Genomic DNA, 26020 nt, shown 5'->3' on the forward strand with positions numbered 1-26020 from the left:
CCGTGGCGGGCTCAGCCCTTGACGGCGCCGGTGAGCATGCCCTTCTTGAAGTGCTTCTGGACGAAGGGCGAGAGGACGGCGACGGGCAGCAGGGCGAGGACCATGACGGCCATCTGCACGGCGAGTCCGGAGAGGTTCCCGGCCTTGACGGCCTGGCCGAGGCCGACGGGGATCTCCTGCTTCTGGGCGAGCTGGATGAGCACGTTCTGCAGCGGCATCATCGCCTGGTCGTTGAGGTAGATGGAGGCGTTGAACCAGGCGCTCCAGTAGCCGACCGCGTAGAAGAGGGTGATGACGGCGATCACCGCGCGGGAGAGCGGCATCACGATCGTCCACAGGATGCGCAGGTCGCCGGCGCCGTCGATGCGGGCGCTGTCGACGAGTTCGGGCGAGATGCCCATGAAGAAGGCGCGCAGCACGAGGATGTTGAAGACGCTGACGGCGCTGGGGAGGATCAGCGCCAGGTAGGTGTCGGTGAGGCCGAGGGTCTGCACCAGCAGGTAGGTGGGGATGAGTCCGGCGCCGAAGAACATGGTGCCCATCAGCGTGAAGAGGATGGCGCGGTGGCCGACGGAGCCGGGCCGGGACAGGCCGTACGCGCAGAGCACCGACACGGTCATGGAGAAGAGGGTGCCGGCGAGGGTGACGCCGAGGCTGACGGCGACGGCGCGGGTGACCTGGCCGCCGCTGAGGAGTTCCCGGTAGGCGATGAGGGTGAAGTCCCTCGGCACGATGACGAGTCCGCCGGCCTCGGTGATCGTCCGCTTCGAGGAGAGGCTGGTGACGACGACGATCCACAGCGGGAAGAGGACGGCGAGGCAGGCGAGGACGAGGAGCGTGGCCTTGGCGGTGAGCCCGGCGCGGGTGGGCGGCTCCTCCCAGACGGGCCGGGCGGGCGCCGCCCACCAGGAGGGCCGGGCGGCCGCGCCGCGGGCGGGGGGCGCGGGCCGTTCGAGGACGCGCGTGGTCATTTCCGGTACACCCCCTGCTCGCCCATGAGGTGGGCGGCCTTGTTCGCGGTGAGGACGAGGGCGAGGCCGACGATCCCCTTGATGAGTCCGGCGGCGGCCGCGTAGCTGAAGTCCTGGCTGCGCAGTCCGGTCCACCAGACGAAGGTGTCGAGGACCTCGGCGGCGCCGGGTCCGACGGCGTCGCGCTGGAGCAGCAGCTGTTCGAAGCCGACGGTGAGGGCGTCGCCGACGCGGAGCACGAGGAGGAGGGCGACGACGGGCCGCAGCGCGGGGAGGGTGACGTGCCACATGCGGCGCCACCGGTTCGCGCCGTCCATGGCGGCGGCCTCGTACAGCGCGTGGTCGACGGCGGCGAGCGCGGCGAGGAAGACGATGACGCCCCAGCCGGCGTCCTTCCAGATGCCCTCGGCGGTGACGAGGTACTTGAAGACGGCGGGGTCGGTCATGAGGTCGAAGCCCTCGTGGCCGTGTTCGCGGAGGGTCTGGGCGATGACGCCGGCGCCGCCGAAGATCTGCTGGAAGACGGTGATGACGATGACCCAGGAGAAGAAGTGCGGCAGGTAGAGCACGGCCTGGACGAAGGCGCGGACGCGGGGCCGCAGCACGCTGTGCACGAGCAGGGCGAGGGCGATGGGGACGGGGAAGAAGAGGACCAGCTGGAGGAGGAAGAAGACCAGGGTGTTCTCGACGGCGGCCCAGAAGAGGGGGTCGGACAGGACCCGGTCGAACTGGGCGAGGCCGACCCAGGGGGATTCGAGGATGGCGGTGACGCCGTTGGTGGAGACGTACGGGTCGTAGTCCTGGAAGGCGACGACGTTCCCGAGGATGGGGAGGTAGTTGAAGACGAGGACGAGGGCGAGGGCGGGGACCGTCATCAGCAGCAGGGTGCGGTCGCGCCGGAGCCGCCGGCCGAGGGGGATCCTCGGCCGGCGGTCGGTGGTGTCGTGCTTGGCCACGGTCAGCTCGCCGCGGATCCGGTGGTGTCGAGGAGCTTCTTGTACCAGTCGCGGAGCTGGTCGCCGCCCTTGGTCTTCCACTCCGAGACGGCCTGCTGCATGTCGGAGACCTTCTTGCGGCCGCGGACGATGTCCTTCTCCAGCTGCTCGAAGTCGTTCATGAGGCCGGTCCACTGGCCGGGTTCGGTGATGGTGAGGCCGTAGAAGGAGGACTTGCGGGTGACGGCGCCCATCCGCTGCTGCCACTCGACCTGCGCCTTGGTGATCTCCGGCAGGTCGGGGTGGGCGATGTAGGGGGCGGGGCTGGCGACGAACATCCAGGAGCTGCTGACCTCCTGGTTGCCGGCGTCGGTCTTGACCGGCAGGCCGTCCTTGACGGTGTGGTGGACGCCCTCGACGCCGTAGTCGGTGAGCATGCGCTCCTTGGTGCCGTAGGGGGCGGCGGTGAAGTTCGCGATGGCGAGGGCGTCCTCGATCAGCGCCTTGGGGGCGCCCTTGCGGACGAAGGCCCAGATGTTGGCGGGGTTGGTGGCCCACAGCTGCGGGGTGCCGCCGGCGTGGCCGGGGATGTCCATGGCGGCCATGGCGAACGCCGGGTTCTGCGCGGCCATTTCGGCGGTCTTGCCGTACCAGTGGGCGAGGTCGTTGTTGTAGATCATGCACTGGCCGGAGGTGAAGCGGACGGCGGTGTCGCCCTGGTTCTGGGCCTTCTCGTCGGGGTGGACGACGCCGGCGTCGAAGAGCTTGCGGGTCCATGCGAGGGCTTCGAGGTACTCGGGGGTCTCGATGCGGTTGACCAGCTTGCCGTCGACGAGGTTCCAGCCGAGCGCCTTGTCGCTGCCGTTGAGGACGCCGAACATGTTGTAGGCGGTCCAGGTCATGTCGGCGCAGGCCCAGACCTTCGTCCTCGCGCTGGTGATCTCCTTGGCGAGGGCGAGGAACTCGTCCGCGCTCGTGGGGAGTTGCCAGCCCTTCGCCTCGAAGACGTCCTTGCGGTAGAAGGGCGCGATGTTGGTGACGTACGAGGCGGGCATGGGCAGGCCGCGGAGGCTGCCGCCGAAGAGGGAGCGCTGCCAGGCGTCGGTGGGGATGGCGGCGAGGTTGGGGTAGGCCTTGACCTTGTCGCCGGAGAGGTACGGGCCGAGGTCCTCGAACTTGGCGTTGACGGCGCTGGGGATCTTGCCGCCGAGGTTCCAGCCGGGGACGACGACGAGGTCGGGGATGTCGCTGGAGGCGAGGACGGCGCCGAGCTTCTGGTCGTAGACGTTGCCGTCCTGGTTCTGCCAGGTGGCCTGGACGCCGATCGCCTCGTTCATGGCCTTGTAGTAGGGGTTGTCGGCGGCGGGCGGGGTCCCCCAGAAGGGGGCCATGACGGTGAGCGCGCCGCCCTTGCCCTTCTTCCCGTCGACGGACGCCTTGAGCTCGGCGCTCGGGATGGCGCGGGTGAAGCCGGCGGCGGAGCCGTTCTTCGCGGGGACGTCGGGGGTGACGACGCTGCTGGGGACATGGGCCGGGAGGAGCTTGGCGGCGTCCTTGCCGCTGGTGGTGCCGTCCTTCTTCCCGGTGCCGCCACCGCCGCCGCAGGCGGTGAGCAGCGGGGCCCCGCCGGCGACCGCGACGGCGGCGACGGCGCCGGTGGCGAGGAAGCCCCTCCGGCTCTGCTCGGTTCTCGGGGAGCCCGTGGAGGCGGCGTTCGGCGTCATTGCGTCAACCCTTCATGGCACGCGCCAGGACACACGGCGTCCGAGGGGTCGCCGGCCGGCTGCGGTGTGTGGAGGTGGAGCAGGAGCGAGAAGCGGGGAGGTCGAAGCGACGGATCCGGGACACGGCAGTCGAAGCGCTTCGATGTTGCTGTGAGGTTAAGTGACGACCACGGGTGCGGCAAGAGTCGTTCAGGAGTTTCTCGCAGCGGCGCGGAGGAAGGCCGGATGCCTTCAACTCCTGGGGACGAAAGGGAAAGTGTCGCGACCGTACGCCTTGACACCCACTCGGGGGGACTGAAGCATCGAAGCGCTTCGAAACTTCCGGCCGCCGGACGGCGGCCGCCGTCCAAGGGACTCGTACGTGACCGCAGACCGGCCGCCCTTCCGTGACCCTGCCCTCCCCGTCGACGCACGCGTCGCCGACCTCCTCGGCCGCCTCACCCCCGCCGAACGCCTGGCCCTCCTCCACCAGTTCACGCCCGGCGTCGAGCGGCTCGGGCTCGCCGCCTTCCGCACCGGCCAGGAGGCGCTGCACGGCGTCGCCTGGATGGGCCCGGCCACCGTCTTCCCGCAGGCCGTCGGCCTCGGCGCGAGCTGGCACCCGGAGCTGGTGCGCCGGGTCGGCGAGGCCGTCTCCCGAGAGGCGCGGGTGATGCGCGCCAAGGACGAGCGGGTCGGCCTCAACGTGTGGGCGCCCACCGTGAACCTGCTGCGCAACCCGCTGTGGGGCCGCGGCGAGGAGGGCTACGCGGAGGACCCGGCGCTCACCTCCGCCATCGCCGTCGCCTTCACCCGGGGCCTGCGCGGCGACCATCCCACGTACTGGCGCACGGCGCCGGTCCTCAAGCACTGGCTCGCGCACAACAACGAGACGGCCCGCGACACCTCCTCGGCCTCCGTCCGCCCGCGCGTGCTCCACGAGTACGACCTCCGGGCCTTCCGCGGCGCCGTCGAGGCGGGCACGGTGGCCGGCGTCATGCCCGCCTACAACCTGGTCAACGGCCGCCCCAACCACCTGTCGCCGTACCTGGAGTCGGAGCTGCGGACGTGGACGGAGCGGGAGCTGCTCGTCTGCTCCGACGCGGGCGCGCCCAGCAACCTCGGCGACTCGCAGGCGTACTTCGACACCCACGAGGAGGCCGTCGCGGCGTCCCTGCGCGCGGGCGTCGACTCCTTCACCGACCACGGCACCGACAGCACGATCGTCCTGGGACGCCTCGAACGGGCCCTGGAGCGGGGCCTGATCGGCCAGGAGGACGTGGACCGCGCGGTCCGCCGGCAGCTGACCGTGCGCATGCTGCTCGGCGAGTTCGACCCCGGACTCGACCCGTACGCCCAGGAGTCGGCGTACGACACGGACGCCCACCGCGAGCTGGCGCGCGAGGCGGCGGAGGCGGCCCTCGTCCTCCTCCGCAACGAACCCGCCGGAGACACCCCGCTGCTGCCGCTGCGGGACGACGGGCAGAGCGAGAACGGGCAGAACGAGAGCAGGAAGAGCGGGCGGATCGCCGTCGTCGGACTGCTCGCCGACGCCGTCAAACTCGACTGGTACAGCGGCGCGCTGCTGCGCCGCTCCTCCCCGCTGGACGGCATCCGGGAGCGCTTCGGCGCGGACCGGGTGGACTTCGCGGAGGGCGTGGACCGGATCCGGCTGCGCACCGCCGACGGCCGCGCGCTGCGCGTCCCCGAGCCCGCGGCGGAGGAGTCCGCTCGGGACGCGGAGATCGCCCTCGACCCGGCACTGCTCGCCGGCCGCACCGACCTGCCGCCCCTGACCGCCGAGGCCGATGCCGAGGGCGGCTCCGAGGGCTCGGTCCTCGACCTGATCGACTGGGGCGACGGGGTGCTGACGCTGCGCGCCCCCGACGGCCGGTACCTGTCGGTGGCCGAGGACGGCCTCGTACGCGCCTCCGCGGACGAGCCGGGCGGCTGGGTCGTCCAGGAGACGTTCCGCTTCGAGGCCCACGGTGACGGTCACCTCCTTCTGCACCTCGGGACGGGGGGCTACGTCTCTGTCGCCGCCGACGGCGTGAAGGTTGCCGCCGACCGCGAATCCGCCGAAGCCCTCACCGTGGAAACCGTCGAGCGGGGCGAGGACGCGGTCGCCCGGGCGGCGGCCGGGGCCGGGACGGTGATCGTCGTCGCCGGCAACGACCCGCACATCAACGGCCGCGAGACCGAGGACCGCACGACCCTCGCGCTCCCGCCCCACCAGGACCGCCTGTGGCGGGCCGCGCACGCCGCCAACCCGCGCACCGCGCTCGTCCTCGTCTCCTCCTACCCGTACGCGGTCCCCGACGCCGCCGCCGCGCTCCCCGCCCTCCTGTGGACCGCGCACGGCGGCCAGGCCGCCGGCACGGCGCTCGCCCGTGTCCTCGCCGGGGACGTCTCCCCCGCCGGGCGGCTGCCGCAGACCTGGTACGCCTCCGACGCCGACCTGCCGGACCTGCTCGACTACGACGTCATCGGCGGCCGGCAGACGTACCTCTACTTCGACGGGACGCCGCTCTTCCCCTTCGGCCACGGCCTGACGTACACGAGCTTCGGCTACGAGGCCCTGACGGCGGCCGTGGACGCGGACGCGGAGGAGGTACGGCTCTCCTGCGCCGTCACCAACACGGGCGCCGTCGCCTCCGACGAGGTCGTCCAGGTGTACGTCCGCCCCGTCGCCCCCTCGGTGCCCCGCCCGCACCGCGCGCTCGTCGCCCACGAACGGATCCACCTGGCACCCGGCGCCACCGCCGCGCTCGCCTTCACCGTGCCGCTGTCGGCGCTCGCGTACTGGGACGTGGCGCACGGCCGGTGGGCGGTGGAGCCCGGCGCGTACGAGTTCCTGGCAGGCCCGTCCTCGGCGGACGCCCACCGCACCGTCCGCGTGGAGCTGGCGGGCGAGGCGCCGGGCCCGCGCCCGGTCCTGGAGGCGGGCCTGGAGGCCGCCGACTACGACGAGCAGACCGGCACGGCGATCGTCGACCGCGCCCGCGCCTCCGGCGACGCGGTGACCCCGGCCGACGCCTGCGCGCCGGGCACGCTCCTCTACCGGGCGTGCGACTTCGGCGACGGGGTCACGGAGGTGGCGGTGACGGCGGCCGGGGAGGGCGAGGTCGTCCTCTCCACGGGTTCCGCCGAGGTGGCCCGCCTGACACTGCCGCCGACCGGCGGCCGGTACGCCTACGCCACCGTCGGAGCCCCCTGCCACCTCCGCGACGTGACGGATCTGCGCGTCGAGCTGCGCGGCCCGCTGCGCCTCGCGCACCTCGCCTTCGCCGGCTGAGGATTCGGCTCGACTCCCCTGCGCCGTGGCCCGGATAGGCTCGCCCGGTCCATGACCCAGGGGAGGGAACCCACATGATCCACACGATCCGCGAGAGGCCCGTACGCCGGGCCGCGCTGGTGGCCGCCGCCCTGGCGGCCCTGGCCGTCTCCTGCGGGACGACACCGGAACCGGACGCCCCGGCGGGCGGTCCCCCGACGACCGCGGCGGCGGCACCGGAGCCGACGGAGACCGCCGAGCCCACGGGGGCGCCCGACGGCCCCGGCGCCCTGCCCGACGACGCCACGCGCTCCCCCGCGCCCACCCACGACCCGTACGCGCCCGAGTCCGGCGAGAAGGTCCGCGACGCCTTCGCGACCCTCCAGGCCACGCGCAACGACTCCTGCGCGACGGACTGCTCCTCCTTCCTCGGCCGCGTCCACAAGGAGCTCCAGGAGCTCGACACGGCGATGAAGTCCGACCCCAAGGGCCCGGGCCACTTCCCGGAGCCGATCGCGCGGATGGCGGAGCTGAACGAGACGCTCGCCGGGGACGCCTCCTTCCCGAACCTGGAGAAGCACCGGAAGGAGCTCATCGGCACCCGGGAGTTCATCAACACCTGGATGCAGGACCACCCGGACGACTACCGCTGACGGCTCCGAACGCCAGCGCCACGGCGACGAGCCCCGCGCTCAGCAGAAACGGTCCGGTGGGCCGCTCCACCACCAGGCCCGCCGACAGCGGCCCCGCCACGGCCCCGACGTTGAGCGCGGCCGTGGCGTAGGCCCCGGCGAGTACGGGCGCGCCGCCCGCCTCGTACAGGATCCCGGCGATGAGCGTCCCGCCGACGGCGAAGCACAGCGCCCCCTGGAGGAGAAGGACCCCGAGGAGCCCCGCCGGACGCTCGGCGAGACCCGAGAGGACCACCCACCCGCACAGCAGCAGCGGTCCGCCGAGCGCCAGCAGCCGGCCCGCATGCCGGTCGGCGAGCCGCCCCGCCACGGTGACCCCCGCGAAGGAGCCCACGCCGAAGAGGACAAGGGCCACGGAGACCCAGGACGCGGACAGTCCGGCCGTCCCGGTGACGACCGGCGCCAGGTAGGTGAACGAGCCGAAGGTGGCGGCGTTCACGAGCGCGGCGAGCACCATGACCCGCACGAGTCCGGGCGCGCGCAGGACGCGGAACTCGGCGCGCAGCGGGCGCAGTTCCCCCTTGCCGGCGTCGCCGGGCACGCCCCACAGGATTCCGATCGCGGCGGGCACGCACAGCACGGCGACCGCCCAGAACGCGGCCCGCCACCCGGCGAGTTCACCGAGGAGGGCGCCGCCGGGGACCCCGACGACGGTGGCGACGGTCGTCCCGCCGAGAAGCACGGCGAGCGCCCGTGCCTTGCGGTCCGGCGGCACCATCGCGGTGGCCGCGGCGAGCGCCAGCGCCAGGAACCCGGCGTTGGCGAGTGCGGCGACGATCCGGCTGACGAGCAGGACGGGGAAGCTGCTCGTCACCGCGCCGACGACGTGCGCGGCGAGGAAGACCAGCACGAACGCGAGCAGCCCGGCCCGGCCGGACCACCGCCGGGCGAAGACGGCGACGAGGGGTGCGCCGACCACCATGCCGACGGCGAACGCCGAGGTCAGCGAACCGGCGGCGCCGATACCGACCCCCAGGTCACGGGCGAGGTCCGGCAGCAGACCGGCGAGCATGAACTCCGAGGTGCCCATGGCGAAGACGGCCAGGGCGAGCGGATAGAGAGGAAGCGGAAGAGACACGGATGCTCCGAGGCGGGGCGAGAAGGACGGAGGACGTCGATGTCGTCGCGTCACCACCGCCGAGCCCGCTCCGCGAGAGCGCCGGCACGCCCGACCGGCCGCACGGCGCGAAGCGCTGCGACGGTCGGCGGTTGTTCACCGGCTCAGAGTGTGCGGAGGTTCAGGGGCCGGCGGGGTGACCGCGAGCCCCCCGCTCTGGATGCCTCGGGGCTTGCCATGCCGGGCACGTTACGCCCGCCCCCCGCTCCCCCGCACCCGAATTCCGCGGACTCAGCTCGCCCGCACGGTCGGCAGCGCGTCGGAGCGGCCGTAGGCGAGGATCCGGACGAGGGCCTCGCGCATGCGGGCGACGTCCTCGGGCGGCGCGTTCAGGACGGCCTCGACCACCGGGTCGTCCAGCCCGAGGTCGTCCAGACGCGCGGGGTCGAACGTGACCCGCAGGAGGTCACCCGTCAGTTCCACCGTGCGTACGCAGCCGTGCGCGGCGTTCTGGTCGGGGGTCACGACACAGTACGAGTCCATGCCGAGGCGGACGCTCTGCTCGTCCGGCTCCTCGACGAGGCTCTGGAATTCGAGCGCGAAGCTCTCCTCGTCCTCCGACTCGATGACGCCGGCCGACGGGCAGTACGCGCCCGGCGGAAGCTCGTCGTGCCAGCCGTAGGCGATGTTCGCCACGAATCTGTAGGTCATACGCGCGTTCTACCAGACCCGTCGCGCCCGTCAGCCGTCCGCCCACTCCCCGCCCGTCATCACCTGCCGTCCCGCCAGCTCCGGCTCCTCATGCCACGCCTGGACCTCCACGGGCCGCACCCGGAACCAGCGGTACGCCGGACCCGCCTTGCGCGCGTCCCACCCGGTCTTGGCGCGGAAGCCCTCGGCCGCCGCGTCCGGGACCTCGTCGTGCGTGTACGCCGTGACCTCGCCGTCGAGAAGGACGACGTCCCGGGTGTCCCCGAGGGCGAGCCGCGTACGGGGGCTGGCGGCGAGGTTCCGTCCGGTCGGGTTCCCGAACCGCGTCACGAGCCAGACGTCCGTCCCGTCCCAGAAGAACGACAACGGCACGAGGTAGGGCACGCCGCCGGGCCCTGCGGAGGCGACCCAGAGGTCCATCTCCCGCCCCAGCCGCTCCCGTACGTCGTGGATGCGCTGCGCACGGTCGCGTATCACTGCTTGACGGCCTCGATGAAGACGGCGAAGGCGGCGGCGGAGACGGAGAGGCTCGGACCGGCGGGAACCTTGGAGTCACGGAGGGGGACGAGGCCGAGGGTGGGGGCCAGGTTGTGGGCGACTTCGACGCAGTCGTTGCCGCCGTTGCTGTAGGAGGACTTGTACCAGTTGGGGGACTCGGTCATCACAGCATGCCCTTTCGCAGGTCTTCGATCATGGCCACGCTATCCGCTGGAGAGAGTGACTCCGCTGCCAGTTGATGGTAGAGCCTGAGCATGGACGCGACCGCTCCGCTCTCCCTCTCCAAGTGGCCCCGAGCTTGCGATTCGGCATAGAAGAGCACGGACCTGTCAGGGAGGGTCACAAGGTTCACGGGTAGGTCGAACGGGCGCCGCTCGCCTATGGCGAAGGGTGCCACCTGAAGAACTGTGTACGGGCGCGCCGCGACCTCTACGAGTCGGTCGAGCTGTGCCGCCATGACTCCGGGGCCGCCGACTTGGCGGCGGAGGCAGCTCTCGTCCATCACGACGAAGAGCACTGGCGGCTCCTGCTGTTCCAGAATCTGCTGGCGCCCAGCCAGGAATGTCACTCGCTCCGCGGCTTGGTCCACCGTGATGGTTCCACGCGCCGCGGAGCCGCCTGCCACCGCCTTCGCGTACTCGGGCGTCTGGAGCAGGCCAGGAATGATCCCGATCGTGAACAAGCGGATCTCGACAGCCTTGCGCTCTTGGAGCACGTACTCGGGGAAGCCCTCCAGCAGCACGCCGTGCCGCACCTGCCGGCATTCGCGATCGAACGACTGTCCCGTCCCCGCCAGCCCGAACGCCTCGTCGACAGCTCCCGAGAATTTGAGAGTTGCGGATCGGCTACCAATTTCGACGCCCGAGATGTGCTTGCTGGAGTACCCCGTACGCGCCGCCAGCTCCTCCTGCGTCCAGCCCCGCTCCTCCCGCAGCCTGCGCAGACGTGCCCCGTAGGCCGCCATGGGGCCACTGTCCGGATCAAGTGTCTTGCCATAGCCCACGGTTCTCCCCCAAAAGTCCGTCCGTTGAGGAGTTTTCGACTGTACGCCACGCTGGGTGCTCCCCGTAGTGGATTCGCTACAGACAGGAACTCCATGCCCGCAACCGACCCCCCGACCCCCGTCCCCGACCTCGGCACCTACATGGCGGAAGACACCACCGAGGGGCACCCTCGGCTCGGCAGAGTCACCGCCTGGGACGGGTCCCTCCTCTACCTGATGCCGCCCGGCGGCGGCACCGTGTGGACGGCCCCGCCGGCGGACCTGCGGCGGCCGAGCGAGAGGGAACGCGCACTGATCCGGATCCTCACCCGGCCCGTCACGCCGATGGAGCCGCCACCCCCGCCGCAGACCTGGCAGGAGGAGCCGGTCGTGCTCTCCGTGGAACTCCTGCCTCCCGCCGTACCCGCACCGGGCTGCGCGCCGTGCGCCCTCGCGGCCGAGTGGGAGCGGCACCACCGCCGCCAGGAGGACCACTCCGCCGCCGCGGACTTCCGGATCGAGATCCGCAACCACCCGCACGCCACACCGAAGTTGACGCTTCCCCGCGAGGGGCCGGACTGATGGCGCGGGTCGCGCCGTGGATGAGGCAATGGGGAGATGCCCATGCGCCCGGAGCATTGCGTGACGCGAAACCACATCGACGTGTGGCACCACAAGGCCCTGCCGTCGGGGCCGGGGCGGGTCAGGCTGCGGACGGTGCTGCGCGGTTCGCTCCTGCCGATCCTCGTCTGGACCGGCGTCGCCGCCGCCGCGTACGTCGTCTACGACCCGGTCGCGACGGCGGTCCTCGGCGGGGTCTTCGCCGCGGCGCTCCTCGTGGGGTTCGGGCTGCGCCGCAGGGCGGGGCACTCGGTGCGCTGCTGCGCGTACGGCGCGCTGGGCGGGGTTCTGGACAAGTCCCTGGCCTGGCTCTGACGCGGCGGCCGCCGCACGGGGATCAGGAGGGGCGGGCGCCGTTCAGGACGGCGGCGAGGAGGCCGGGGAAGCGCGCGTCCAGGTCGCCGTGGCGCAGGCGGACCAGGCGGGAGCGGCCCTGGACGGTGGTCCAGGTGACGCCCGCCTCGCGGAGGACGCGGTAGTGGTGGGAGAGCGTCGTCTGGTGGACGTCCAGGTCGCCGGCGAGGGCGTTGCAGCTCTCCTCGCCGGTCTCGGCGAGCCGCTGGACGATCTCCAGGCGTACCGGGTCGGCGAGGGCGCGCAGCACCTCGACCAGCCGGATCGCCCCGGTCGCCGGGTGGGTGACCTCGCGCATCGCTCTTCTCCCTCCGTGCGTGGCGCGATCCAGACTAGCCACGCATGGATACATGGACAAGCATCCATGTGTTGCCTACAGTGCGGTCGTCCCCGTCTCCGTACCGCTCCGGAAAGGCGGCACGCGCCCGTGCTGAAGAGACTCCTGCCCCTGGCCCTGGCGACGTTCGCCGTCGGCACCGACGGCTACGTCATCGCGGGCCTGCTCCCGTCGATCGCCGCGGACCTGGGCGTGTCGACGCCGGCGGCGGGTCAGCTGGTGACGGTCTTCGCCCTGACGCTGGCGCTGTCGGCGCCGGTCACGGGTGCGCTGACGGGCGGTCTGGACCGGCGGTCGGCGCTGCTGGTCGCGCTGGGCGTGTTCGTGGTGGGGAACGCCGTGACCGCGCTGGGGACGACGTACGGGGTGGTGATGGCCGCCCGTGTCGTCACGGCCGTGGGCGCGAGCGCGATCACCGCCGCCGCGTCCAGCACGGCGGCGGCCCTCGCGCCGCCGGAACGCCGGGGGCGGGCGCTGGCGTTCGTCCTGGGCGGTCTCACGCTCGCGACCGCGCTCGGGATGCCGCTCGGCACGCTGGTCGGCGGCGCCGACTGGCATCTGGCGCTGTGGGCCGTCGCCGGGATCGGCCTGCTCGCGGCGCTCGGGATCGCCGCCGCCCTCCCGAGGGTGGAGCTGCCCGCCGCCTCCCTGGCCGACCGGATGCGTCCGCTCGGACAGGGCCGGGTCCTCGGGCTGCTCGCGGTCACCTCGCTCGCCCTCCTGGGCACGTACACGCTCTACACGTACATCGCCCCCACGCTGGGGGACGCCACCGGGGGCAGCGCGTCCCTGACGACCCTGGTCCTGCTGGTCCTGGGCTGCGGCACGCTGGCCGGGAACATCGCCGCGGGCCGTCTGGTCGACCGGCACTCCCCCGCCCGCGTCCTCACCGGCACGCTGGCCGTCGCCGCCGTCGCCCTGGCGCTGACCCCCCTGGCGGTCCGCGGCCTTCCGTCCACCCTGGTCTGGGGCGCGGTCTGGGGCGTCACCGTCGGCATCGTCGTCGTGCCGCAGCAGCACCGGCTCATCGCCCTCGCCCCGGCCTCCGCGCCGGTCCTGCTGGGCCTCAACTCGTCGGCGCTGTACGGGGGGATCGCGCTCGGCGGAGGGCTCGGCGGACTGGCGCAGGACCGGTTCGGGCTCGCGCCGGCCGAGCTGGGTCCGGTGGCCGCCGCCGTCACCGTCCTCGCCCTCCTGTGGCACTGGGGCACCACGCGCCGGCCCGCCGAACCGGCCGCGTCCGCCACCGCCCCGGTGCCGGAGGCCGGGAGTGCGGAGCGCCGGCCGGTGCGATGACGGCCCAGGTCAGGACCGGGTCGTCATCGGGGTCGCGGACGCGTCCTGGGTGACGGTCTGGCGCCTTCTCGCCATAACTCCCGACTTGCCCTGTGGTCAGGTGACTTCGCCGGATACTGGGTCGTGCGCGCATCCTGTTCCGACGATCACACGGAGGACCACGCATGCAGGTACGTCGAAAGCTGGTGGGGCTCGTCGCGGGGGTGGGTCTGGTCATCGGTGGCCTTCTGGCCACCGTGCCGGCCCAGGCCGCCGCTCCCGCCGACCGGTCGCCGAGCGACACCGCGTCGGCGGTCACCGTCGTCCCGGCCGCCGCACCGGCCGAGGTGGGCGTGCGGGCGTCGGCGCCGACGATCTCCCCGGCCGCCGAGCGCGTCCGCTACGTCACCGACGGCACCTACAGCTGCCCGTCCGGGCGCCTGTGCGCCCGCGTCTGGGATCCGACCCAGGGCAAGTACAAGGTCTTCGACCTGTACTACTGCAAGACCTACTCGCTGTCCTACTGGAGCGGCGGCGGGGACGGCGGCGGGTTCAAGAACTCCCAGACCGACGGCACGGTCGCCCGGTTCTACAACTCCTCCGGCGGCGTCGCCCACAGCTCGACCGCACCCGACATCGCCCCCTCCTGGTGGAACTGGGACCCGATCTGGAAGATCAAGAACTGCTGATCCGTACCCTCGGCACCACCCGCGCCACGACGCCCGCCCGTCCCCTCGGGCGGGCGTCGTGGCGCGCCGGCATCACTCCCCAGGCGCCCTATCCGCCGACCAGCGTCTCGAAGTGGGCGTCCGCGCAGTACTGCACCACGCGCCTCTCCGCCTGCTCGTCGTCATCCCGGATGACCTGCCAGGTCTCCTCGCCGAGCGTGCGTCCGCCCTGGACAGCCGCCGCTCGTCCTCGCGGTCGGGCGACGCGCCGCAGCCGGTCGCGGTCAGCGTCGCCGCCAGCACGAGGCCCGCGACGGCGGTCGTGCGTCTCATGTGTACCCCCGTGTCGTTCGCCCTGCCCCGCCCGGAGAGTACAGGGACCCTGTGCGGCCGGGTGCGGCCCCGTCGGGTCCGTCCGCTGCCGGAGGCGGCCGCGGTCAGCCCGTGGCCTCGGCTCCGCCCGGGCCCAGTTCCGCGACGGCGCAGGGGCGTTCCGTGCCCGTCGCCGTGGCCTCCGGGCCCGCCTCCGTGTGCGTCACCGTGTACACCGCCGCCGGGGCGCCCCGGTGGTCCGGGACCGTGACCGTGGTCGTCGTGCCGGCGGGGGCGCCGGGGGCGACGAGGAGGGTGAGGCCGTCGGGCCAGTCGGCGTCGGGGCGGTCGGAGGGGGCGGCCAGGGGGAGGACGGCGCCGGGGCGGACGTACAGGGGGAGGCCGTCCAGGGGGTGGGTCTCGCGGCGCCAGCACGGGCCGGTGACCCGCTCGCCGGTGAGGAGGTGGGTCCAGGTGCCCTCGGGGACGTACACCTCGACCTCGCCGCCGGGGGTCATGACGGGGGCGACCAGGAGGTCGGGGCCGAGCATGTACTGGCGGTCCAGGGTGCGGCCCGCCGGGTCGTCGGGGAACTCCAGGAGCATGGGGCGCATGACGGGGACGCCCGTCGTGTGGGCCTCGACGGCGGCGGCGTACAGGTAGGGCATGAGGCGGTGCTTGAGGCGGGTGAAGCGGCGGGCCACCCCCACCGCCTCCTCGCCGAACTCCCACGGGACGCGGTAGGAGTCGCTGCCGTGCAGGCGGCTGTGGGAGGAGAGGAGGCCGAAGGCGAGCCAGCGGGTGAAGACCTCGGGTTCGGGGGTGCCCTCGAAGCCGCCGATGTCGTGGCTCCAGAAGCCGAAGCCGCTGAGCGAGAGGGAGAGGCCGCCGCGCAGGGACTCGGCCATGGCCTCGAAGGAGGCCCAGCAGTCGCCGCCCCAGTGGACGGGGAACTGCTGGCCGCCGGCGGTCGCGGAGCGGGCGAAGAGGACGGCTTCGCCGGGGCCGCGTTCCTTCTCCAGGAGTTCGAAGACGGTGCGGTTGTAGAGGTGCGTGTAGTGGTTGTGCATGCGCTCGGGGTCGGAGCCGTCGTGCCAGGCGACGTCGGTGGGGATCCGCTCGCCGAAGTCGGTCTTGAAGCAGTCGACGCCCTGGTCGAGCAGGGGGCGGAGGGTGTCCTGGAACCAGGTGCGGGCGGCGGGGTTGGTGAAGTCGACGAGGGCCATGCCGGGCTGCCAGAGGTCCCACTGCCAGATGTCGCCGTTCGGCCGCCTCACGAGGAAGCCGGCGGCCGCGGCCTCGTCGAAGAGGGCGGACTTCTGGGCGATGTACGGGTTGATCCAGAGTCCGACGCGCAGGCCGCGGGCCTTGAGGCGGGCGAGCATGCCGTCCGGGTCGGGGAAGGTGTCCGGGTCCCAGGCGAAGTCGGACCACTGGTACTCGCGCATCCAGAAGCAGTCGAAGTGGAAGACGGAGAGCGGGATGTCGCGGTCGGCCATGCCGTCGACGAAGGAGGTGACGGTCGCCTCGTCGTAGGGGGTGGTGAAGGAGGTGGTCAGCCAGAGGCCGAAGGACCACGGCGGGGGCAGGGCGGGGCGGCCGGTGAGGGCGGTGTAGCGGCGCAGCACGTCCTTGGGGGTGGGGCCGGCGACGACGTGGTACTCCAGGGCCTGGTCCTCGACGCTGAACTGGACCTGGCCGACGGCCTCGGAGCCGACCTCGAAGGAGACCCGGCCGGGGTGGTTCACGAAGACGCCGTAGCCGCGCGAGGAGAGGTAGAAGGGGACGTTCTTGTACGCCTGCTCGCTGCTGGTGCCGCCGTCGGCCTGCCAGATGTCGACGGTCTGGCCGTTCTTGACGAAGGGCGTGAAGCGCTCGCCGAGGCCGTAGACCTGTTCGCCGACGCCGAGGGCCAGCTGGACGGCCATGTGGTGGGCGCCGTCGGGGGTGGTGACGAAGGCGGTGCCCTTGCGGCCGGCCCGCGTGAGGAGGCGGCCGTCGGCGTCGAGGAAGTCGAGGCTCCAGGGGCGGGCGCGGTCGAGGCGGAGGCGGAGGGGGCCGGAGGCGAGTTCGACGGCGGTGCCGTCGTCGTGGACCGTCCCGGCGTCGGGGTCGGGGGCGGCGAGGGCGAAGTCCGGGCCCCGGTGGGCCTTGCCGGCGTGGTGGGTGATCCGGACGGCGATGACGCCCTCGGCGGGGGCGTGGCACTCCACCGTCAGCAGCGCCGAGTTCAGGGTGTCGCCGCGGGTGTGGACCCGCTTGACGGAGGCGTGCGCGGTGAAGCGGCCGGGGGCCGCGCGCAGGTCGCGGACCTCGGTGGCGTACGAGGCGTGAACGCCCTCGCGCATCAGCCAGAAGCCGTCGGTGAACTTCATGCGGGTCCTCGCGGGTCCGTGGGGAGGGGGAGGGGCGGGCAGGGCTGCGCCCCCAATAGTTATCCCAGAAAACAAAACCGGGGAACAGTCCCTCCCGCGCCCGCGGCCGGCCGGTCGCAGAAAACGCTTTCTATCAACCCTGCGCGAAGCATTGACGAAACATCGGCGCCGCCTTAGCTTCATGCCCGTTGCACTTCGTACGTCATATATGAGACGCGATACACGAGACGTCGTACACGAGATCTGAGAGTGCTCCATGCCCTATGCCCCCAGCCCCATCCCCTCCCGGACCCAGTACGTCCTGGAGGCGATCAAGCACGACATCCTCACCGGGGGCCTCAGACCCGGGCAGGCCCTCGTCGAGGCCGAACTCGCCGCGCGCTTCGGGGTGTCCAAGACCCCGGTGCGCGAGGCGCTGAAGACCCTCGCGGGCAGCGGCCTCGTGGTGATGAACCAGTACAAGGGCGTCACCGTACGGATGGTGGACGCGGACATGGCCAGGGCCGTGTACGACGTCCGGCTGCTCCTGGAGCCGGAGGCCGTCCGCCGGACGGTCGCCTCCGGGGCCTCCCTCGACGCGGCCCACGAGGCGCTCGCCCGTGCCGCCGAGGCCGAGGACCCCGCCCAACGGTCCCTCGCCAACCGGGCCTTCCACCGCGCCCTCTACCTCCCCTGCGGCAACCCGCTGCTCGGACGGATGCTCGACGAGGTGCGCGACCAGGCGGCGCTGGTCTCCACGGTCGCCTGGGCCGCCGTCCCCTCCTGGGAGCGGGAGGCCGCCGAGCACGACGAGATCCTGCGGCTCGCCGCCGCCGGCGACGCCGACGGGGCGCGCCGGGCGGTGCACGCCCACATCGCCTCGTTCGTGGACCGGGCCTTCCCCGCGAACCCCCTGAACCCCCTGGACAGTGAGTGACAATGACCCATCAGACCCTTCGGGCCGCCCTCGCCGACGTCGTGGCCATCCCGGTCACGCCGTTCGCCGAGGACGGCCGGGTGGACTCCGCCGCCCACCGGGCGCTGCTGCGCCGGCTGCTCGACGGCGGGGTGCGCACCCTCACCCCCAACGGCAACACCGGCGAGTTCTACGCCCTGACGCCCGAGGAGCGCCGCTCGCTCACCGAGGCGACGGTCGAGGAGGCCGCCGGCCGCGCCACGATCCTGGTCGGCGTCGGACACGACCTGCCGACCGCCGTCGACGCGGCCCGGCACGCCCGGGACTCCGGGGCGCACATGGTGATGGTCCACCAGCCGGTGCACCCGTACGTCGCCGAGAGCGGCTGGGTCGACTACCACCGGGCCATCGCCGAGGCGGTGCCGGAGCTCGGCGTCGTCCCCTACATCCGCAACCCGCTGCTGAGCGGGGAGCGGCTCGCCGAACTCGGCGCGGACTGCCAGAACGTCGTGGGCGTCAAGTACGCGGTGCCGGACGCGGCGCGGTTCGCGGGCTTCGCCCGGGACGCGGGGCTCGACCGGTTCGTGTGGGTGGCCGGGCTCGCGGAGCCGTACGCCCCCTCGTACTTCTCGGCCGGCGCCACCGGCTTCACCTCCGGCCTCGTGAACGTGGCGCCCGCGCTCTCCCTGGAGATGCTCGCGGCGCTGCGGGCCGGCGACTACGGCACCGCGATGAAGGTGTGGGAGCGGATCCGCCGCTTCGAGGAGCTGCGCGCCGCCAACGGCAGCGCGGACAACGTGACGGTGGTGAAGGAGGCGCTGGCCTCGCTCGGGCTGTGCCGCCGGGACATCCGGCCGCCGAGCCGCGAACTCCCCGAGGACGCGCGGGCCGAGGTGGCGGCGATCGCCGGCGGGTGGCCGGTATGAGCGAGGACCGCGAGGTGCGGCCCGGCGCGCCGGAAGGCGGCCCGGAGAAGCAGCCGCACGAGCTGCGCAGCCACCAGTGGTACGGCACCGACGGACTGCGGTCGTTCAGCCACCGGGCCAGGACCCGGCAGCTCGGCTATCTGCCCGAGGAGCACCTCGGCAAGCCGGTGATCGCGATCCTCAACACCTGGTCGGACATCAACCCCTGCCACGTCCACCTGCGCGACCGCGCGCAGGCCGTGAAGCGGGGGGTGTGGCAGGCGGGCGGCTTCCCGCTCGAATTCCCGGTGTCCACGCTGTCGGAGACCTTCCAGAAGCCGACGCCCATGCTCTACCGCAACCTCCTCGCGATGGAGACGGAGGAGCTGCTGCGCTCGTACCCGGTGGACGGGGCGGTGCTGATGGGCGGCTGCGACAAGACGACGCCCGCGCTGCTCATGGGCGCGGCCTCGGTGGACCTGCCGACGGTGTTCGTGCCGGCCGGTCCGATGCTGCCGGGGCACTGGCGCGGGGAGACCCTCGGCTCCGGCACCGACATGTGGAAGTACTGGGACGAGCGGCGGGCCGGCACCATCGGCGACTGCGAGATGGCCGAGCTGGAGAACGGACTCGCCCGCTCCCCCGGCCACTGCATGACGATGGGCACGGCGTCGACGCTGACGGCGGCGGCGGAGACCCTGGGCGTGACCGTGCCGGGCGCCTCCTCGGTGCCCGCGGTGGAGTCGGGACACGACCGGATGGCCGCCGCGTCGGGGCTGCGGATCGTGGAGTTGGTCCGCCGGGACCTGCGGCTGTCGAAGCTGCTGACCCGGGAGGCGTACGAGGACGCGGTCGCCGCCGTCCTGGCGCTCGGCGGGTCCACCAACGCGGTGATCCACCTGATCGCCATGGCGGGGCGCTCGGGGGTGAAGCTGACCCTCGACGACTTCGACCGGATCGCGCGGACGGTGCCGGTGCTCGCGAACCTGCGGCCCGGCGGGGCGTACCTCATGGAGGACTTCCACTTCGCCGGCGGGATGCCCGGCTTCCTGTCGCGGATCGCCGACGTGCTCCACCTGGACCGGCCGACGGTCGCGCACGCCACCCTGCGCGAGCAGCTCGACGGGGCGCTCGTCCACAACGACGAGGTGATCCGGGTGCGGCACCGGCCGCTGGCCGCCGAGGGCGGACTCGCGGTACTGCGCGGCAACCTCTGCCCGGACGGCGCGGTCGTCAAGCACGTCGCCATGGAGCAGAAGTTCCTCAAGCACACCGGTCCCGCGGTCGTCTTCGACGACTACCGGACGATGCAGCGGACGATCGACGACCCGGCGCTCGGCATCACCGCCGACCACGTCCTCGTGCTGCGCGGCGCGGGCCCCAAGGGCGGCCCCGGCATGCCGGAGTACGGGATGCTGCCGATCCCCAAGTACCTCCTGGAGCAGGGGGTACGCGACATGGTCCGCATCTCGGACGCCCGGATGAGCGGCACGAGCTACGGGGCGTGCGTGCTGCACGTGGCGCCCGAATCGCATGTCGGCGGGCCTCTTGCCCTGGTCCGTACGGGCGATACGATCACCCTCGACGTCGCGGCCCGCTCCCTCCACCTGCACGTCACGGACGAGGAGCTGGCGCGCCGCGGGGCGGAGTGGACTCCGCCGCCGGCCCGGTACGAGCGCGGTTACGGCGCGCTGTACATGGAGCAGATCTCCCAGGCCGACACCGGCTGCGACTTCGAGTTCCTGGCCCGGCCGGGGACGACTCCCGATCCGTACGCGGGCTGAGCACCCCGCCCTACCCCACCACCGACCCTCTTGTTCGGTATATCGAACGCTGTTCGCGAAGCGCTTCACCACAGGTGGAGCGCGCGCGGACCCCGCACCGCCCGCCCGAGAACGGAGCCGCCGTCATGGCCACAGCTGTGACCAAACCGCCCCGAGCCGCCACGGCACGGGGGCGCCGCCGCACGGGAGCGACCCCCCGCCGGCTGCCGTATCTGCTGATAGCCCCCGCAGGCCTGCTGATGCTGGGCTTCATCGCCTACCCCGTGCTGAGCGTCTTCTACTACAGCCTCCAGCACTACAACCCGACCAAGCCCTGGCGGAACGGCTTCGCCGGCTTCGACAACTTCACGAAGATCTTCACGGACGACCCGCACTTCTGGGGCACGCTGACCTTCAGCCTCAAGTGGGTCGTGGTGGAGGTGACGCTCCAGCTGCTCTTCGGCCTGGCGCTCGCCCTCATCGTCAACCAGACCTTCTTCGGCCGGGCGCTCGGCCGGGCCCTGGTCTTCTCCCCGTGGGCCGTCTCGGGCGTGCTGACCTCCGCGATCTGGGTGCTGCTGTACAACTCCCAGACCGGCATCACCCGCTATCTGGCGGACCTCGGCATCGGCGAGTACGGCACCTCGCTGCTCTCCGACACCGGCACCGTCTTCTGGGCGGCGATCGTCGCCGACCTCTGGCGCGGCGTGCCCTTCTTCGCCATCCTCATCCTCGCCGACCTCCAGTCCATCCCGGGCGACCTGTACGAGGCCGCCGAGGTCGACGGGGCGGGCCGGCTGCGGCAGTTCTTCCACATCACGCTCCCGCACATCCGGGACGCGATCGTCCTCTCCACGCTGCTGCGCGCGGTGTGGGAGTTCAACAACGTCGACCTGCTCTACACGCTGACCGGCGGCGGGCCCGCGGGCGTCACCACGACCCTGCCGCTGTACGTCGCCGAGACCAGCGTCGACGCCCACAACTTCGGTTACGCCTCCGCCCTCACCACGGTGGCGTTCGTGATCCTTCTCTTCTGCTCGATCGTCTATCTGCGCCTGAGCAAGTTCGGAGGCGACAGCAAGTGACCGCCGCAGCCACCCGCACCCGCACCGCCCCCGCCGGCGAGGCCGCTCCGCCCGCCGACCCGCCGGAGGGCACCCCGCCCGCCGCCGCCCGCACGCGCCACCGGGCCTGGGACGAGGTCCCCCGCTGGCAGATCTACCTGCCGCTCGGCATCTACCTCGTCTTCACCCTGGTCCCCTTCTACTGGATCTTCCTCTTCTCCGTCCGCCCGGCCGGCTCGACCTCGCTGCTGCCCTGGCCGATGACGACCGAGCACTTCGAGAAGGTGTGGACCGAGCGCAGCTTCGGGGTCTTCTTCCAGAACAGCCTGCTCATCGGCGTCGCGGTGCTCATCAGCACCACGGTGGTCGCGCTGGCCGGCGGATACGCCCTGGCCCGCTTCGACTTCCGGATCAAGAAGGGCTTCATGCTGGCCCTGCTCTGCTCCCAGTTCGTGCCGGGCGCCCTGCTCCTCGTGCCGCTCTTCCAGATCTTCGCCGAGCTGCGGATGATCAACTCGATCGGCAGCGTCATCCTCGCCGAGACCGTCTTCCAGCTGCCGCTGTCGATGATCCTCATCAGCGGCTTCATCAGGAACGTGCCGCCCTCCCTGGAGGAGGCCGCCTGGGTCGACGGCTGCGGACGCTTCCGCGGCTTCCTCATCGTGGTGCTGCCGCTGCTGCGGCCCGGCCTCGTCGCCGTCGGCTCCTTCGCCTTCGTGCACGCCTGGAACCACTTCCTCTTCGCCCTGATGTTCCTCAGCAGCCAGGACAAGCAGACCATCCCGGTCGGCCTCAACACCCTGATGGGCGCCGACAGCGTCGACCTCGGCGCGCTCGCCGCCGGCGGTGTCATCGCCGCCGTCCCCGTCGTGATCGTCTTCGCCTTCATCCAGAAGTGGCTCGTCACCGGCTTCAGCGCCGGGGCGGTGAAGGGATGAGCCCCATGCCCGCGCCCATGCCCGCGCCCTTGTCCGTACCTCTGTCCGTACGCGAACCCCTGCCCGTCGTCCTCGCGGGCGCCCGCGGCCACGGCCGCAGCCACCTCCTCAACATCCACCGGCTCGAACGCCTCGGCCTGGTCCGCCTCGCCGGCGTCTGCGAGCTCCGCCCGCTCGACGCCGCCGAGCTCGACGGGCTCGGCGAGCCCGCCCAGTCCGACGACTTCGAGGCGCTCCTCGCCGCCACCGGCGCGCGGATCGCGGTGCTCAGCACCCCCATCCAGACCCACACCGACATGACGCTGGCGGCCGCCCGGCACGGCGCCGACATCCTCCTGGAGAAGCCCCCGGCCCCGTCCTACGCGGAGTTCCGGCGGATGGCCGACGGGGTCGCCGCGGCCGGCCGCGCCTGCCAGATCGGCTTCCAGTCGCTCGGCTCGCACGCCGTCCCCGCCGTCCGCGCGCTCATCGCCGACGGGGCGATCGGCGAGGTCAGGGGCGTCGGCGCGGCCGGCGCCTGGGTCCGCGACGAGGCGTACTTCCGGCGCGCCCCCTGGGCCGGCCGGCGCCGCCTCGACGGCCTCGACGTCGTCGACGGGGCGCTGACCAACCCGCTCGCGCACGCCGTCGCCACCGCCCTCGCGCTCGCCGGGACCACCCGCGCCGAGGACGTCACCGGCATCGAGACCGAGCTGTTCCACGCCCACGCCATCGAGTCCGACGACACCTCGGCCGTCCGCGTCAGCACCACCGCGGGGCTCCCGGTGACCGTGGCGGCGACGCTCTGCGCCGAGAGGACCGGCGAGCCGTACGTGGTCGTGCACGGCACCCGCGGCCGCGTCACCTTCTGGTACCGCGAGGACCGGATCCTCCTCCAGCGCGCCGGACACGGCCCGGAGGAGATCGTGTACGGCCGCACCGACCTCCTGGAGAACCTGCTCGCCCACGTCACCGACGGCACCGGACTGCTCGTCCCGCCGGACGCCACCGGCGCGTTCATGCGGGTCGTCGAGGCGGTCCGCACCGCGCCCGACCCGCTGCCGATGGACGCCGCCCACTGGCGTACGGAGCCCGGCGAGGGCGCCGGCGGCGTCGAACGGCGGGTCGTGACGGGCGTCGAGGCGCTCGTCGACGCCAGCGCCGAGCGGCTGCGGCTCTACTCCGAGCTGGGCGCGCCGTGGACGGCGCCGGCTCCGGCTTCGGTGGTGGTCCGGTGAGCACCGAGATGACGACCGGGACCGCACTGCGGGTCGCGGGGCGCGCCGTCGCCCGGTACGTGACCCGTCCGGCGCTCGCCGCCGACCACTCCCCCCGCCCCTACCTGCACCCGGTGACGACGCTCGCCGGGCGGGCCGTCACCGAGGTGCTGCCCGAGGACCACGTGCACCACCTGGGCGTCTCCGTCGCCGTCCCGGACGTGGCCGGGCACAACTTCTGGGGCGGGCGGACCTTCGTCCGGGGCCGCGGCTCGGTCGAGCTCGACAACCACGGCGTCCAGCGCCACGACGGCTTCAAGCTGTGCGACCCGGACGGCTTCGTCGAGGAGCTGACCTGGACCGCCGGCGGCGAGCGGCTGCTCGCCGAGCACCGCACGGTCGCCGCCGTCCCCCTCACCGACACGGCCTGGGCCCTGGACCTCACCTTCTCCGTCGCCAACGTCTCCGGCCGCGACCTGTCCGTCGGCAGCCCGGCCACCAACGGACGCCCGGGCGCCGCCTACGGCGGCTTCTTCTGGCGCGCCCCCAAGGGGGCCGTCGCGCCCGGGGTGTTCGGCCCCGACGCGACCGGCGAGGAGGCCGTGCACGGCGCCCGCGCCGACTGGGTGGCGATGTGCGGCGACGGCTGGACGCTGGTCTTCGCCGGGGCGACCGGGACGACCCGGCGCGACCCGTGGTTCGTGCGGGCCGCCGAGTACCCGGGCGTCGGCTCCTCCCTCGCCTACGGGGAACGGCTCGCGGTCCCGGCCGGCGAGACCTTCGTACGGCGCGTGGTCACCGTCGTCGCCGACGGCCGGCTCGACCGGGACGGGGCCGCCGCCCTGGTCCGCAAGGCGGTGGCGTCGTGACCGGGGCGATCGCGACCGGGGCCGCGGTGCCCGGGGTCACCGGCGACCTGGGGGACGGCACGTACCGCAACCCGGTGCTCGCCGCCGACTGGTCGGACCCGGACGTCGTCCGGGTCGGCGAGGACTACTACCTCACCGCCTCCAGCTTCGGCCGCGCCCCCGGACTGCCGCTGCTGCACTCCCGCGACCTCGTCAACTGGACCCTCGTCGGGCACGCCCTCGAACGGCTCGTGCCGGAGCAGGCGTTCACCCGCCCGCGGCACGACCGCGGGGTGTGGGCGCCCTCGTTCCGCCACCACGACGGCCGCTTCTGGATCTTCTGGGGCGACCCGGACCACGGGATCTTCCAGGTCAACTCCCCGTCGATCGCGGGGCCTTGGAGCGCTCCCCACCTGGTGAAGGAGGGCCTGGGGCTCATCGACGCCTGCCCGCTGTGGGACGAGGAGACCGGCGAGGCCTATCTGGTGCACGGCTGGGCGAAGTCCCGGGCCGGGTTCAACAACCGGCTCACCGGACACCGGATGAGCCCGGACGGCACCACGGTCCTCGACGAGGGCCGGACCCTCGTCGACGCCGACCTCGTCCCCGGCTGGTTCACCCTCGAAGGCCCCAAGCTGTACCGCCACGAGGGCCGTTACTGGATCCTCGCCCCGGCCGGCGGTGTCGCCACCGGCTGGCAGGGCGCCTTCCGCGCGGACTCCTTCTTCGGCCCGTACGAGGAACGGATCGTCCTCTCCCAGGGCGACACCGACGTCAACGGCCCCCACCAGGGCGGCTGGGTGCGCACCGGCGCGGGCGAGGACTGGTTCCTGCACTTCCAGCAGACCGGCGCGCACGGCCGGCTCGTCCACCTCCAGCCGATGCGCTGGGACGCGGACGGCTGGCCGGTCATGGGCGACGACGGCTCCCCCGTACGCGTCCACCGCAAGCCGGACCTGCCGGAGGGGCCGCCCTCGCGGCCGGCCGTCGACGACGCCTTCCCCGGCGGCGCCTTCGGGCCGCAGTGGCAGTGGACGGCCAACCCCGGCGCGGACTGGACGAGTGCGCACGGGGGACGCGGGCTGCGCCTCGCCTGCGTCCGGTCCGGGCGGGCCGCCGACGACCTGCGGTCCGTACCGCACGTGCTGACGCAGCGGCTGCCGGCCGGGGCCCTGACCGTCGAGGTCCGGCTGCGGCTGGACTCCGGGGCGCCCGGGGCCCGCGCCGGACTGGTCGTGCTCGGCGACGCGTACGCCTGGATCGGCCTGGAGCGCGGCGCGGACGGCGGGCCGCTGCTCGTCCACCGCTTCGCCCCGGCCAACGCCGACCGGGAGCGGGACGCGGCCCGCGCCCGGCCCCTGGACTCCGCCGAGGCGCTGCTGCGGATCGAGGTCACCGCCGACGCCCGCTGCCGCTTCTCCTACGACGCCGGCGAGGGACCCGTCCGGATCGGCCCCGAGTTCGCGGCCACCCCCTGGCGGTGGGTGGGCGCCCTGCTCGGACTGTTCGCCGCCGCGCCGGAGGGCGAAGGGCACGCCGGGACGGGCGTGTTCGACGACTTCCGCGTCCTCACCACCCCCTCCGCCCCCTCCTCCGCCGCCGCTCGCTGAACCCCGGCGAGCCCTCGTACTCCCCCACACGCGCCA

Annotated in this window: 24 protein-coding genes; 14 read left to right on the forward strand and 10 right to left on the reverse strand. The window is 73.0% G+C overall.

From position 1 onward, the window contains the following. Positions 1-11: 11 nt before the first annotated feature. Genes ABZ621_RS22425 through ABZ621_RS22435 form a run of 3 tightly spaced genes read right to left on the reverse strand, consistent with a single transcriptional unit; the run spans position 12 to position 3630 of the window. On the reverse strand, positions 12-971 hold the full coding sequence (locus ABZ621_RS22425; RefSeq protein WP_360607167.1) for a carbohydrate ABC transporter permease: 960 nt from the start codon (positions 969-971) through the stop codon (positions 12-14). Beyond that, a complete protein-coding gene (locus ABZ621_RS22430; protein ID WP_360607169.1) occupies positions 968-1927 on the reverse strand; it encodes an ABC transporter permease subunit in 960 nt (319 codons plus the stop codon). Before ABZ621_RS22430 ends, ABZ621_RS22425 begins: the two co-directional genes overlap by 4 nt. Positions 1928-1929: 2 nt before the next feature. Then, a complete protein-coding gene (locus ABZ621_RS22435; protein WP_360607171.1) occupies positions 1930-3630 on the reverse strand; it encodes a Tat pathway signal sequence domain protein in 1701 nt (566 codons plus the stop codon). A gap of 361 nt (positions 3631-3991) precedes the next feature. Here ABZ621_RS22435 and ABZ621_RS22440 point away from each other — a divergent pair, with 361 nt between their 5' ends. After that, complete coding sequence (locus tag ABZ621_RS22440) at positions 3992-6904, forward strand: glycoside hydrolase family 3 C-terminal domain-containing protein (RefSeq protein WP_360607173.1); 2913 nt, start codon at positions 3992-3994, stop codon at positions 6902-6904. Between the two features lie 74 nt (positions 6905-6978). After that, entirely contained in the window at positions 6979-7536 is a 558-nt protein-coding gene (locus tag ABZ621_RS22445) for a hypothetical protein (protein WP_360607175.1), read from the forward strand. Here the strand turns inward: ABZ621_RS22445 and ABZ621_RS22450 are convergent. The 5 genes from ABZ621_RS22450 to ABZ621_RS22470 all read right to left on the reverse strand — a co-directional run bounded on the left by ABZ621_RS22450 (position 7496) and on the right by ABZ621_RS22470 (position 10805). Further along, positions 7496-8653: a Cmx/CmrA family chloramphenicol efflux MFS transporter gene (locus tag ABZ621_RS22450; RefSeq protein ID WP_360607177.1), complete on the reverse strand. Its 1158-nt coding sequence runs from the start codon at positions 8651-8653 to the stop codon at positions 7496-7498. The two genes, ABZ621_RS22445 and ABZ621_RS22450, sit on opposite strands and share 41 nt — an antisense overlap. A gap of 270 nt (positions 8654-8923) precedes the next feature. Then, positions 8924-9343 carry an Imm10 family immunity protein gene (locus ABZ621_RS22455; protein ID WP_360607179.1) on the reverse strand — a complete coding sequence of 140 codons (420 nt, stop codon included), beginning with the start codon at positions 9341-9343 and terminating at the stop codon, positions 8924-8926. 30 nt (positions 9344-9373) lie between these two features. Next, positions 9374-9763 (reverse strand): pyridoxamine 5'-phosphate oxidase family protein, encoded by a 390-nt coding sequence (locus tag ABZ621_RS22460; RefSeq protein WP_360607432.1) that lies wholly within the window; start codon positions 9761-9763, stop codon positions 9374-9376. Positions 9764-9816: 53 nt separating this feature from the next. Continuing rightward, positions 9817-10008: a DUF397 domain-containing protein gene (locus ABZ621_RS22465; protein ID WP_360607181.1), complete on the reverse strand. Its 192-nt coding sequence runs from the start codon at positions 10006-10008 to the stop codon at positions 9817-9819. Next, positions 10005-10805, reverse strand: a complete 801-nt coding sequence (locus ABZ621_RS22470) for a helix-turn-helix transcriptional regulator (protein WP_360607183.1) — start codon at positions 10803-10805, stop codon at positions 10005-10007. The genes ABZ621_RS22465 and ABZ621_RS22470 overlap by 4 nt, the downstream gene beginning before the upstream one ends. A 132-nt stretch (positions 10806-10937) precedes the next feature. Here ABZ621_RS22470 and ABZ621_RS22475 point away from each other — a divergent pair, with 132 nt between their 5' ends. After that, positions 10938-11405, forward strand: coding sequence for a hypothetical protein (locus ABZ621_RS22475; RefSeq protein ID WP_360607185.1), 468 nt, complete (start codon positions 10938-10940; stop codon positions 11403-11405). Between the two features lie 60 nt (positions 11406-11465). Next, the gene (locus ABZ621_RS22480) at positions 11466-11759 is read left to right on the forward strand and encodes a hypothetical protein (RefSeq protein WP_360607187.1); all 294 of its coding nucleotides are present in this window, start codon (positions 11466-11468) and stop codon (positions 11757-11759) included. A gap of 22 nt (positions 11760-11781) precedes the next feature. Here the strand turns inward: ABZ621_RS22480 and ABZ621_RS22485 are convergent, their stop codons facing one another. Next, a complete protein-coding gene (locus ABZ621_RS22485; RefSeq protein WP_360607189.1) occupies positions 11782-12096 on the reverse strand; it encodes a metalloregulator ArsR/SmtB family transcription factor in 315 nt (104 codons plus the stop codon). 129 nt (positions 12097-12225) lie between these two features. Here ABZ621_RS22485 and ABZ621_RS22490 point away from each other — a divergent pair, with 129 nt between their 5' ends. Together ABZ621_RS22490 and ABZ621_RS22495 are read left to right on the forward strand one after the other, a co-directional pair. Then, a complete protein-coding gene (locus ABZ621_RS22490; protein WP_360607191.1) occupies positions 12226-13431 on the forward strand; it encodes an MFS transporter in 1206 nt (401 codons plus the stop codon). Between the two features lie 164 nt (positions 13432-13595). After that, positions 13596-14099 carry a hypothetical protein gene (locus tag ABZ621_RS22495; protein WP_360607193.1) on the forward strand — a complete coding sequence of 168 codons (504 nt, stop codon included), beginning with the start codon at positions 13596-13598 and terminating at the stop codon, positions 14097-14099. Between the two features lie 416 nt (positions 14100-14515). On the opposite strand, the gene yicI is transcribed toward ABZ621_RS22495, so the two are convergent. Next, the gene (yicI, locus tag ABZ621_RS22500) at positions 14516-16765 is read right to left on the reverse strand and encodes an alpha-xylosidase (protein ID WP_360607195.1); all 2250 of its coding nucleotides are present in this window, start codon (positions 16763-16765) and stop codon (positions 14516-14518) included. Positions 16766-17021: 256 nt separating this feature from the next. Here yicI and ABZ621_RS22505 point away from each other — a divergent pair, with 256 nt between their 5' ends. The 8 genes from ABZ621_RS22505 (at position 17022) to ABZ621_RS22540 (ending at position 25984) form a co-directional block, all read left to right on the forward strand. After that, entirely contained in the window at positions 17022-17681 is a 660-nt protein-coding gene (locus ABZ621_RS22505) for a GntR family transcriptional regulator (protein WP_360607197.1), read from the forward strand. Between the two features lie 2 nt (positions 17682-17683). Then, positions 17684-18586, forward strand: a complete 903-nt coding sequence (locus tag ABZ621_RS22510; protein ID WP_360607199.1) for a dihydrodipicolinate synthase family protein — start codon at positions 17684-17686, stop codon at positions 18584-18586. Beyond that, positions 18583-20349: an L-arabinonate dehydratase gene (gene araD / locus ABZ621_RS22515; RefSeq protein ID WP_360607201.1), complete on the forward strand. Its 1767-nt coding sequence runs from the start codon at positions 18583-18585 to the stop codon at positions 20347-20349. Before ABZ621_RS22510 ends, araD begins: the two co-directional genes overlap by 4 nt. 125 nt (positions 20350-20474) lie before the next feature. Further along, entirely contained in the window at positions 20475-21413 is a 939-nt protein-coding gene (locus ABZ621_RS22520; RefSeq protein WP_360607203.1) for a sugar ABC transporter permease, read from the forward strand. After that, complete coding sequence (locus tag ABZ621_RS22525; protein WP_360607205.1) at positions 21410-22330, forward strand: carbohydrate ABC transporter permease; 921 nt, start codon at positions 21410-21412, stop codon at positions 22328-22330. The genes ABZ621_RS22520 and ABZ621_RS22525 overlap by 4 nt, the downstream gene beginning before the upstream one ends. After that, positions 22327-23547 carry a Gfo/Idh/MocA family oxidoreductase gene (locus ABZ621_RS22530; protein ID WP_360607207.1) on the forward strand — a complete coding sequence of 407 codons (1221 nt, stop codon included), beginning with the start codon at positions 22327-22329 and terminating at the stop codon, positions 23545-23547. The genes ABZ621_RS22525 and ABZ621_RS22530 overlap by 4 nt, the downstream gene beginning before the upstream one ends. 8 nt (positions 23548-23555) lie before the next feature. Then, positions 23556-24395, forward strand: coding sequence for a PmoA family protein (locus ABZ621_RS22535; RefSeq protein ID WP_360607434.1), 840 nt, complete (start codon positions 23556-23558; stop codon positions 24393-24395). Between the two features lie 26 nt (positions 24396-24421). Further along, positions 24422-25984, forward strand: coding sequence for a family 43 glycosylhydrolase (locus ABZ621_RS22540; protein ID WP_360607436.1), 1563 nt, complete (start codon positions 24422-24424; stop codon positions 25982-25984). Positions 25985-26020 lie beyond the last annotated feature (36 nt).

This window comes from Streptomyces sp. NPDC007863, assembly GCF_040633895.1.
Classification (GTDB): domain Bacteria; phylum Actinomycetota; class Actinomycetes; order Streptomycetales; family Streptomycetaceae; genus Streptomyces.